The organism is Intrasporangium chromatireducens Q5-1 (genome assembly GCF_000576575.1).
Lineage (GTDB): Bacteria > Actinomycetota > Actinomycetes > Actinomycetales > Dermatophilaceae > Intrasporangium_A > Intrasporangium_A chromatireducens.
Map to the genome: position 1 here is coordinate 1 of NZ_AWQS01000151.1, position 9,386 is coordinate 9,386.

The 9,386-nt window shown below is 70.9% G+C and carries 8 protein-coding genes; 1 reads left to right on the plus strand and 7 read right to left on the minus strand.

The annotated features are described in order from the left end of the window. Positions 1-187: 187 nt before the first annotated feature. The 7 genes from N864_RS15350 to N864_RS15380 form a co-directional block, all read right to left on the minus strand. Positions 188-1,477, minus strand: coding sequence for a thymidine phosphorylase (locus N864_RS15350; protein ID WP_034718662.1), 1,290 nt, complete (start codon positions 1,475-1,477; stop codon positions 188-190). A gap of 7 nt (positions 1,478-1,484) precedes the next feature. Further along, on the minus strand, positions 1,485-1,958 hold the full coding sequence (locus tag N864_RS25715) for a cytidine deaminase (RefSeq protein WP_420805217.1): 474 nt from the start codon (positions 1,956-1,958) through the stop codon (positions 1,485-1,487). After that, a complete protein-coding gene (locus N864_RS25720) occupies positions 1,955-3,241 on the minus strand; it encodes an ABC transporter permease (RefSeq protein ID WP_034718665.1) in 1,287 nt (428 codons plus the stop codon). Before N864_RS25720 ends, N864_RS25715 begins: the two co-directional genes overlap by 4 nt. Then, a complete protein-coding gene (locus N864_RS15365) occupies positions 3,238-4,353 on the minus strand; it encodes an ABC transporter permease (protein WP_034718668.1) in 1,116 nt (371 codons plus the stop codon). The genes N864_RS25720 and N864_RS15365 overlap by 4 nt, the downstream gene beginning before the upstream one ends. Continuing rightward, the gene (locus tag N864_RS15370) at positions 4,350-6,053 is read right to left on the minus strand and encodes an ABC transporter ATP-binding protein (RefSeq protein WP_420805218.1); all 1,704 of its coding nucleotides are present in this window, start codon (positions 6,051-6,053) and stop codon (positions 4,350-4,352) included. Before N864_RS15370 ends, N864_RS15365 begins: the two co-directional genes overlap by 4 nt. 230 nt (positions 6,054-6,283) lie before the next feature. Further along, the gene (locus tag N864_RS15375; RefSeq protein ID WP_034718670.1) at positions 6,284-7,339 is read right to left on the minus strand and encodes a BMP family lipoprotein; all 1,056 of its coding nucleotides are present in this window, start codon (positions 7,337-7,339) and stop codon (positions 6,284-6,286) included. A 110-nt stretch (positions 7,340-7,449) separates the two neighbouring features. Then, on the minus strand, positions 7,450-8,682 hold the full coding sequence (locus tag N864_RS15380; RefSeq protein WP_051518653.1) for an amidohydrolase: 1,233 nt from the start codon (positions 8,680-8,682) through the stop codon (positions 7,450-7,452). A gap of 55 nt (positions 8,683-8,737) precedes the next feature. On the opposite strand from N864_RS15380, the gene N864_RS15385 reads away from it, so the two are divergent. After that, the gene (locus N864_RS15385; protein WP_034718673.1) at positions 8,738-9,364 is read left to right on the plus strand and encodes a (2Fe-2S)-binding protein; all 627 of its coding nucleotides are present in this window, start codon (positions 8,738-8,740) and stop codon (positions 9,362-9,364) included. Positions 9,365-9,386 lie beyond the last annotated feature (22 nt).

Consider the following 9,386-nt stretch of genomic DNA (forward strand, 5'->3'; position numbering starts at 1 on the left):
CCTCCGGGGCAACCCTTCAAACTTACCCGCCGCGCTCTCCGCGAGTCAAATCCGCGGCTCGGGGGTCCGAACCGCTTCAGTCTCCGGTGGCTTCCGGCGGGAGCCCAAACTTTAGCAGCCCCCCGCCCGGAAGTCCTAATCGCGCTCCAGGCTCAGCGGCATACGGGCTCTGACCTGCTTAAACGCGCTAGGCGAGCCGTTCGACGACGATCGGCATGAGGTCGGGACGCGACCCCTCGGGGGCGATGAGGTAGCCGCCCTCGAGCGCCTCGAGGGCGCGCGCGAAGCGCTCCGGCTCGTCGGTGTGCAGGGTCATGAGCGGCTCGCCCCCCTGCACGACGGCTCCCGGCTTCGCGTGCAGCTCGATCCCCGCTCCCGCCTGGACGGGGTCCTCCTTGCGCGCGCGACCCGCGCCGAGCCGCCACGAGGCGACCCCGACCGCGAGCGCGTCGAGCTGCACCAGGACGCCGTCCGCCGGCGCGAGCACCGTGTGCGACTCCTTGGCGACCGGCAGGCCGGCGTCCGGGTCACCGCCCTGCGCCTGGATCATCCGCCGCCACGCGTCCATGCCCCGACCGGACGCGAGCACGTCGGCCGGGTCGACCCCGGACACCCCCGCGCCGGCCACCATCTCGCGTGCCAGCGCCACGGTCAGCTCGACGACATCGGGCGGCCCGCCGCCGGCGAGCACCTCGACCGACTCCCGGACCTCGAGCGCGTTGCCGACGGTGAGCCCGAGTGGGGTCTGCATATTGGTCAGCAGGGCAACCGTGTGGACACCGGCGTCCTTGCCGAGCCGCACCATGGTCGACGCGAGCTCACGCGCCCCGTCGAGGTCCTTCATGAAGGCCCCCGACCCGACCTTGACGTCGAGCACGAGCGAGCCCGTCCCCTCGGCGATCTTCTTGCTCATGATCGACGAGGCGATGAGCGGCACGCACGAGACCGTGCCGGTGACGTCCCGCAACGCGTAGAGCTTCTTGTCCGCGGGTGCCAGCCCCGCACCGGCGGCACAGATGACGGCCCCGACGTCCTCGAGCTGGCGCATCATCTCGTCGTTCGACAGCGACGCGCGCCATCCCGGGATCGCCTCGAGCTTGTCGAGCGTCCCCCCGGTGTGGCCGAGCCCGCGCCCGGACAGCTGAGGGACTGCGACACCGCAGGCGGCGACGAGTGGCGCGAGCGGCAGCGTGATCTTGTCGCCGACGCCGCCCGTCGAGTGCTTGTCGCTGGTCGGCCGGGACAGCCCCGAGAAGTCGAGGCGCTCCCCCGACCGGATCATCGCGTCGGTCCACCGGGCGATCTCGCCCTGGCTCATGCCGTTGAGGTAGATCGCCATCGCGAGCGCGGACATCTGCTCCTCCGCAACGGCCCCGCGGGTGTAGGCGTCGATCACCCAGTCGATCTGCGCGTCGGACAGCTCCTGGCGGTCGCGCTTGGCCGCGATGACGTCGACGGCGTCGAAGGGCTCGCTCATCCTCGCCTCACTCCTCGGTTGGTTGGGTGCCCGCCAGCTCGTCGAGGTCCTCCCGGCCGAAGGCCTGGGGCAGCACCTCGGTCATCGGCAGGACTCCCTTGGGCGTCTGCAGCAGGCAGGTCGGTCCGCCGTGCTCCCAGAGCAGCTGCCGGCAGCGGCCGCACGGCATGAGCGGCTGCCCGTCGGCACCCACGCAGTAGACGGCGACGAGCCGTCCGCCGCCGGTTGCGACCAGGTCGGAGACCATGCCGCACTCGGCGCACAGGGCCACGCCGTAAGCGGCGTTCTCGACGTTGCACCCGGCCACGACCCGGCCGTCGTCGACGAGGCCGGCGACGCCGACGGGGAACCTCGAGTAGGGCGCGTAGGCCCTCCGCATCAGCTCGACGGCGCGGTCGTGGAGGGCAGCCCAGTCGATGTCGTATGCCGCTGAGCCGGCTTGCGGGGCCGAGGTGGCCTCGCGCTCCGGCTGGGTCGTCACGATGCCTCGCCCTTGCGGTAGATCAACCCGTCCGCCTTCGGCATCCTCAGGCGTTGCGAGGCGAAGGCGAGGACGAGGAGCGTCGCGATGTAGGGCGTCATCTGGGTGATCTCGCTCGGCATGGCCTTCATGAGCGCGAACCAGGCACCGACGACGAGGGCCATGATGACCGAGACGACCCCGGTGATCGGCTTGCCCTGCTTGCGCCGCCGCAGCTGCCACACCCCCCACAGCAGGAGGAACACCGCGACCGGCAGCAGGTAGGCGCGGATGACGTCGTCGCCGCCGCGCAGGTTGATGGCGTCGGTGTAGCCGAAGAGCGCAGCGCCGCCGGCGAGGCCGCCGGGACGCCAGTTGCCGAAGATCATCGCCGCAAGGCCGATGAAGCCGCGGCCGCCCGTCTGCCCGTCGCGGTAGAGGCCCGAGGCGACGAGGGCGAGGAAGCCACCGCCGAGGCCCGCCAGCCCTCCGGAGATCACCGTGGCGACGAACTTGTAGCGGTAGACGTTGACGCCGAGGGTCTCCGCCGCGGTCGGGGCCTCCCCACAGGAGCGGAGGCGCAGACCGAAGCCGGTGCGCCAGAGAATCCATGCGGTGAGCACGAAGAGGAGCGCGACGATGATCGTCAGCACCGACAGGTGGTAGACGAGCGCCCGCAACGCCGAGGCGATGTCCGCGACGAGGAAGGTGCCGCCCTTCTCGAGATTGCCGAGCCAGTCGGCGAGCGGCCCGATGGTGACGGTCGGCAGGTCCGGCAGACCCGGCGACTGGGTCGGTCCACCGCCGGGCAGGCCGGTGAAGGTCCGCGCCGCGAGGTAGGCGGCGGCGCCGGCGCCGAGCGTGTTGATCGCGACACCCGAGACGATGTGGTCGACACCGAAGATGACCGTGGCGAGCGCGTGGATGGCGCCGCCGATGGCGCCGAGCAGGATCGCGCCGAGCACGCCCATCCAGGCGCCGTAGTGATAGGCGAAGAACGCCCCGCCCCACGTGCCGAGGATCATCATCCCCTCGAGGCCGATGTTGACGATGCCGGCCCGCTCGGACCACAGTCCGCCGAGTCCGGCGAGGGCGATCGGTGCAGCGAGGGCGAGGGCGGCAGCCAGCGCACCCGACGAGTCGATGTCGTTGGCGCCGGTGATGACGCGGACGAGCGAGAGGACGACGAGGCCGCCGACGGCATAGACAGCGGCCCGCAGCAGCGTCGACCGACGCCACCGCGACGGCAGGGTCTCGCTCTCGTCCGCACGCGTGCGGGTCACGGTGTCACTGCTGATGCTCATGCCCGGGCTCCTTCCAGCGGTGAGCCGGCCTCGGCAGCGAGGCGGGCCGCGACCCGGCGCTGCTCGATGCGCACGTTGGCGCGCCGGACGATCTCGTAGGCGATGACGACGGACAGGACGATGACGCCCTGGATGACGAGGACGAGCTTGTCGCTCACGCCCGCCTGGATCTGCAGGGCGTTGGACTGCTGGTCCAGGAACGACCAGAGCAGCGCGGCCAGGGCGATGCCGATCGGGTGGTTGCGCCCGAGCAGGGCGATCGCGATGCCGGCGAAGCCGAGGCCGGGCTGGAAGGTCGAGCCGTAGGAGTAGTCCTGGCCGAAGAGCAGTGGCATGCCGACCAGTCCGGCCGCGCCACCCGAGATGATCATCGACAGGGCGACCATCCGCTTGACCTTGACGCCGCTCGCGACGGCAGCCGTCTCGGAGGCGCCGGTGGCCCGCAGGTCGAAGCCGAAGCGGGTCTTGTTGAGCACGAACCAGTAGGCGATGCCGACGAGGATCGCGAGGATGATCAGGCCGTAGACCTCGCGGCTGCTGCCCGGGATGAGATTGAACCCGGGGACCTGGGACGACTCCGGCAGCGGCTTGGTCTGCACGACGTTCGAGCCGCCGGACTCGATGGCGACCTTGCGCAGCAGGAAGGCGACCAAGGCCGTCGCGATCGCGTTGAGCATGATCGTCGAGATGACCTCGGACACGCCGCGCCAGACCTTGAGCAAGCCGGCGATGGCGGCCCACAGCCCGCCGGCCACGACGGCGACGATGAGGCCGAGCAGGATGTTGAGCGGTCCGGGGAGCCAGCCCTGGCCGGCGACGAGCGCGGCGAAGAAGGCGGCGATCCGGTACTGGCCGTCGACGCCGATGTTGAACAGGTTCATCTTGAACCCGATGGCGACCGCGACCGCCGACAGGTAGTAGACGGTGGCCGCGTTGATGATCGCCGACAGGACCCGCGGCTTCGGCGCCGACAGGATCGTCGACCAGACCTGGCCGACGGGGTCCTTGGCGACGATGAGGATGAGCGACGTGACGACGACCGCGACGACGACCGCGAGCAGTGGTGCCGCGATCGCCATGAGGATCCGGCGGCCGTCCAACCGGGTGTTCACTGGCCCTCCTCCTTGGTGGTGTCCTGCTCGGGGGCCGGGGAGCCCCACGGTGCGGCGGGCTCGACCGGGTCGCTGACCGGCAGCTCGCTCCCGGGCTTGCGGCTGTCGGCCGCCCCGGCGCCCGTCATGGCGGCACCGAGCTCCTCGCGCGTCACGGTGTCGGGGTCGAACTCCCCGACGAGGCGCCCGCGCAGGATGACGCGAATGGTGTCGGAGAGACCGACGAGCTCCTCCAGGTCGGCGGAGATGAGCAGCACCCCCAGCCCCTGGCGTCGCGCGTCACGGATGTGGTCCCAGATCGCTGCCTGCGCGCCGACGTCGACGCCGCGGGTCGGGTGGGCGGCCACGAGCACCCGCGGGTTGCGCCGCATCTCGCGCCCGATGATCAGCTTCTGCTGGTTGCCGCCGGAGAGCGAGCCGGAGGTGACGTTGATCGACGGGGTGCGCACGTCATACTGCTCGACGATCGCCTCCGTCTCCTTCTTGGCCGCCGCTGCGTTGACGAGCCAACCGCCGGGGCCGGTGAGATAGGCCGTCTCGGTCTGGTGGCCGAGGACGACGTTCTCCCACAGCGGGGCCTCGAGGAGCAGGCCGTGGCGGTGCCGGTCCTCCGGGATGTAGCCGATGCCCGCCTCGCGGATCTCGCGGGTCTGCCAGTCCGACGTGTCGATGTCGCCGAGCAGGATGCGGCCGGACGACGGCTCGCGCATCCCCATGATGACCTCGACGAGCTCGGCCTGGCCGTTGCCCTCGACGCCGGCGATGCCGACGATCTCGCCCGAGTGGATGGTGAGGTTGATGTCCTCGAGCAGCCGCGGGCCGCCCAACGGGTTGTCCAGGGAGGTGTCCACGATCGTGAGGACCGGCGTGTCCGTGACGGTCGACTCCTCCGTCTTCGGGCTGGGCAGCTCGGAGCCGACCATGAGCTCGGCCAACTGTCGGGCCGTCACGCCCTTGGGGTCGACCTCCGCGACGGTCGTGCCCCGCCGGATGACGGTGATGGCGTCGGCGACCTGGAGCACCTCGTCGAGCTTGTGCGAGATGAAGATGACGGTCAGGCCCTCGGCGGTCAGGCCACGGAGGTTGTCGAAGAGCTCGGTCACCTCCTGCGGCACGAGGACCGCGGTCGGCTCGTCGAGGATGATGATCTTGGCCCCGCGGTAGAGGACCTTGAGGATCTCGATGCGCTGCCGGGCGCCGACCCCGAGGTCGGCGACGAGCGCGTCGGGGTCGATGCCGAGACCATACGACTCGGACAGCTCGCGGATCTTGGTGCGAGCGGCGTCGCCGATGCCGTGCAGACCCTCGGCGCCGAGGACGACGTTTTCGAGGACGGTGAAGTTGTCGGCGAGCTGGAAGTGCTGGAACACCATGCCGATGCCCGCCGCGATGGCTTCCGACGGAGTCCGCAGCCTCAGCTGGCGGCCCTCGACCGTGATCGTGCCCTCGTCCGGCTGTTGGACGCCATAGAGGATCTTCATCAGCGTCGACTTGCCGGCACCGTTCTCGCCCACGATGGCGTGGATCGTGCCCTTGTCGACAGTGAGCTCGATGTCCCTGTTGGCGACGACGCCGGGGAACCGCTTGGTGATGCCGTGCAGCTCGACGACCGGGGTGCCCCGGTGGGTCAGCTCCGCGTTGGGTGCAACCGCCGTGGCGTCACGGGTCGCGTCGCGGAACTGCGAGTCGTTGGCGACGATGACACACGCTCCTCGTGTGGGCCCGCGGCCTCGCGGGCGGAATGAACTACCGGCACGAACCTACCGCCGGGCTGCCCGGCGGGAGCACAAGGCCCGGACGACGCGCGGTGCGCCGCCCGGGCCTTGTGACCTCAATCTTGGCCGGCTCAGGCTGATCCTTTGGCCGCCTGAGCCGAATCGCCGCTCCGGACCTCCCTCGCTGGCGCTCGGTCGGGTCCTCACGGCTGGGCTCAGGCGGCGGGAACCTTGATCTCGCCCGAGATGATCTTCTGCTTGTAGCCGTCCAGCTTGTCCTTGATGTCGTCGATCTTGCCGCCGGTCGTGGCGTAGTCGACACCGCCGGCCTTGAGGTCGAAGACCTTCTCGCCGGCCTTGAAGTTGCCGTCCTTGACCGACTTGATGAAGTCGAAGACACCGACGTCGACGCGCTTGATCATCGAGGTGAGGATGACGTCGCGGACCGACGGGTCGGCCGTCAGCGCCTGGTCGGAGTCGACACCGATCGCGAGCTTGCCCGCGGCCTTGGCGGCCTGGAACACGCCACCACCGGAGCCACCGGCAGCGTGGTAGACGATGTCCGCGCCCTGCTGGTACATGCCCTCGGCGGCGGCCTTGCCCTTGTCGACCGAGGAGAAGCCCGAGAAGTCCGGCGGCTGCGTCAGGTACTTGACCTTGACCTCGATCTTCGGGTTCACGGCCTTGGCACCGGCGATGTAGCCGACCTCGAACTTCTTGATGAGCGGGGTCTCGACACCACCGACGAAGCCGATGACGTTGGTCTTCGTCTTGAGCGCGGCGGCCGCGCCGACGAGGAAGGAGCCCTCGTTCTCGGCGAAGGTGATGTTCTCGATGTTCGGGCCGGCGGCGTCGGTCGAGTCGACGAGGGCGAACTTGACGTCCTTGTTCTCGGCCGCGACCTTCTTGACCGACGGGGCGTAGGCGAAGCCGACGGCGACGATGTTGGTGTAACCGGCGTCGATGAGCTGCTGGAGACGCTCCTCCCGAGCGGACTCCGGCTCACCGTTCGTGGCGGCCGCTTCCTGGCCCTCGACACCGAGCTCGGACTTGGCCTTGTCGAGGCCCTTGGCGGCCGCGTCGTTGAACGACTGGTCACCCCGACCACCGACGTCGTAGGCCATGCCGACCTTCAGCTTCTCACCGCCACCCGCAGCGGGCTGGGTGGCACCGTCGCTGCTGGTGGTGGACGGTGTGTCGGACGAGCCACAGGCGGCCAGTCCGAGGGCGGCCGCGGCGACGATGGCGGCGACCTTCGTTGCGTGACGCAAGGGGGTGCTCCTTTTTTGTTGCAGGTACGGAACCGACGCCGGTCCGCGGTGTGCACTGTAGCCCTCGAAACACAGCGATCCTGCCCACTCCGGGGAACTGTGACGAAGTGTTACCTATCCGCGACCCGCGCCTTGTCGAGAGGTGCCGATGCGGGCACGAGCGAGGCCGTCGCGAGCACGCAGCCGGCCAGCGTGCGCGCCCCGATGCCGATCGCTCCCTCGTCGACGACGAGGTCGCCCTGGTGCAGGTCGAAGGTCCGGCCGCCGGGGATGCGGGTGCCGAGCCGGGCCATCGCGCCGGGGATCCGCGTCAGGTACCACGCGAAGTCCTCCCCGCCGAGGCTCTGCGGCGTCGGCGCGGCCTGGGCGCCGGCCTGGCTCACGGCGAGGCTGAGCGCCTCGACGCTGGCCGCGTCGTTGACGACGGGCGGCACCCCCTTGACGACGGAGACGTCGGCCTTGACGCCATACGGGGAGACGACCTCCCGGACGAGCTCGGTGACGAGCCGCTCGCACCCGTCCCACGCGGCCGCGTCGAGCATCCGCAGGGTGCCGAGCGCCTTGCCCGTCGACGGGATGACGTTGTGCGCGCCCCCGGCGTGGATGCTCCCCCAGACGAGGGCGGCGGCCGCGCGCGGGTCGAGCCGGCGGGACAGCGCTGCAGGCACGTCGGTGACGACCTTGGCCAGCGCGAAGGTGAGGTCCTGCGTCAGGTGTGGGCGGGACGTGTGGCCGCCGCTGCCGGACAGCGTGACGTCGACCTGGTCCGTCGCCGCGGTGATCGGCCCGACCCGCAGGCCCACCTGCCCGACGTCGAGGGACGGGTCGCAGTGCAGCGCGAAGATCCGCTCGACGCCGTCGATGCCGCCCTGGGCCATGACGTCCTCGGCGCCGCCGGGCATGACCTCCTCGGCCGGCTGGAAGATGACGCGGACCCCGATGTTGAGCCGGGCGAGGTGGTCCTCGACCGCCTTGAGGGCGAGCGTGGCCCCGAGCGCCGCGGTGGTGTGCACGTCGTGCCCGCACGCGTGGCTGACCCCGTCCGTCGTCGAGGCGAAGGGCAGCCCCGTGTGCTCGCGGATGGGCAGCGCGTCGAGGTCGGCCCGCAGCCCGATCGTCCGCGCCGGCTCCGCCGGCCCGAGGTAGGCAATCAGCCCGCTCCCCCGCAGCCGCCGGATCGTGACGCCGGCCCGCTCCAGGCGCTCCACGAGCAGCTGGGTCGTGCGGACCTCGGCCCGGCCCAGCTCGGGGTGCTGGTGCAGGTCGCGGCGGATGGTGACCAGCTCGTCCTGGAGGGCCGCGACGGTCGCCGAGATCGCGTCGAACGGCAGGGACTGGGTCACGAGTACCGCAGTCTAGCGAGAGGATGACCGCGACCACCGACCCGAGGAGCCTGCTGTGACCCGTGTGGGGACGCTCGTCACCCGCCTCGACGCGGCCCTGCCGTGGGCCACGGCGACGACGCACGCCTCCCCCGCGACCGTCTGGTGCGCGGACGTCGCCGCACGCGCCGAGGACGACCCGCTCGCCGGGTGGCGCCGCGCGCTCGAGCAGCAGGGGTACCCGGGCTTCCCGCACGTCGCCGCGGCGTTCGTGCTCCAGTGGTGGTGCGAGGCCGTCGCAACCCCCATCGCGTATGCCGCTGAGCTGGCCTCCGTCGTCCTCGCCGAGTCGGGCGCGGGGCTGGGTTTCGAGCTCGCTCCGGGCTGCTATCCCCATCGCTACGTCATCGACCCGGCCACGGTGTCCGTGGCGGAGGTCGAGCGGGAGGAGGAGTGCCGCGGACGTGGGAGAGCGGCATACCGCTCGGTCGTGTCCGATGTCGTGCGGGACTTCGCGCCCGAGGTCAAGGCGAGCACGCACCAGCGGTGGGGGCTCGTCGAGGACGTCTGGGCCACGGCGGTCGCGCGGGCCCAGGGGCGGCCGGACCCGCGCCGGGTGTCGTGCTGCTTCATCTACGCGCTGCCCGGCATGCACGCCTGCTCGGTCTGCCCTCGCGGCGGTCCGGCGCACTCCGCCCCCTGAACCGTCGAGAGGCCACCAACCG

Coding starts and splice junctions, on each gene's coding strand:
- N864_RS15350 (WP_034718662.1), bottom strand. CDS start 1,477: ATGAGCGAGCCCTTCGACGCCGTCGACGTCATCGCGGCCAAGCGCGAC.
- N864_RS25720 (WP_034718665.1), bottom strand. CDS start 3,241: ATGAGCATCAGCAGTGACACCGTGACCCGCACGCGTGCGGACGAGAGC.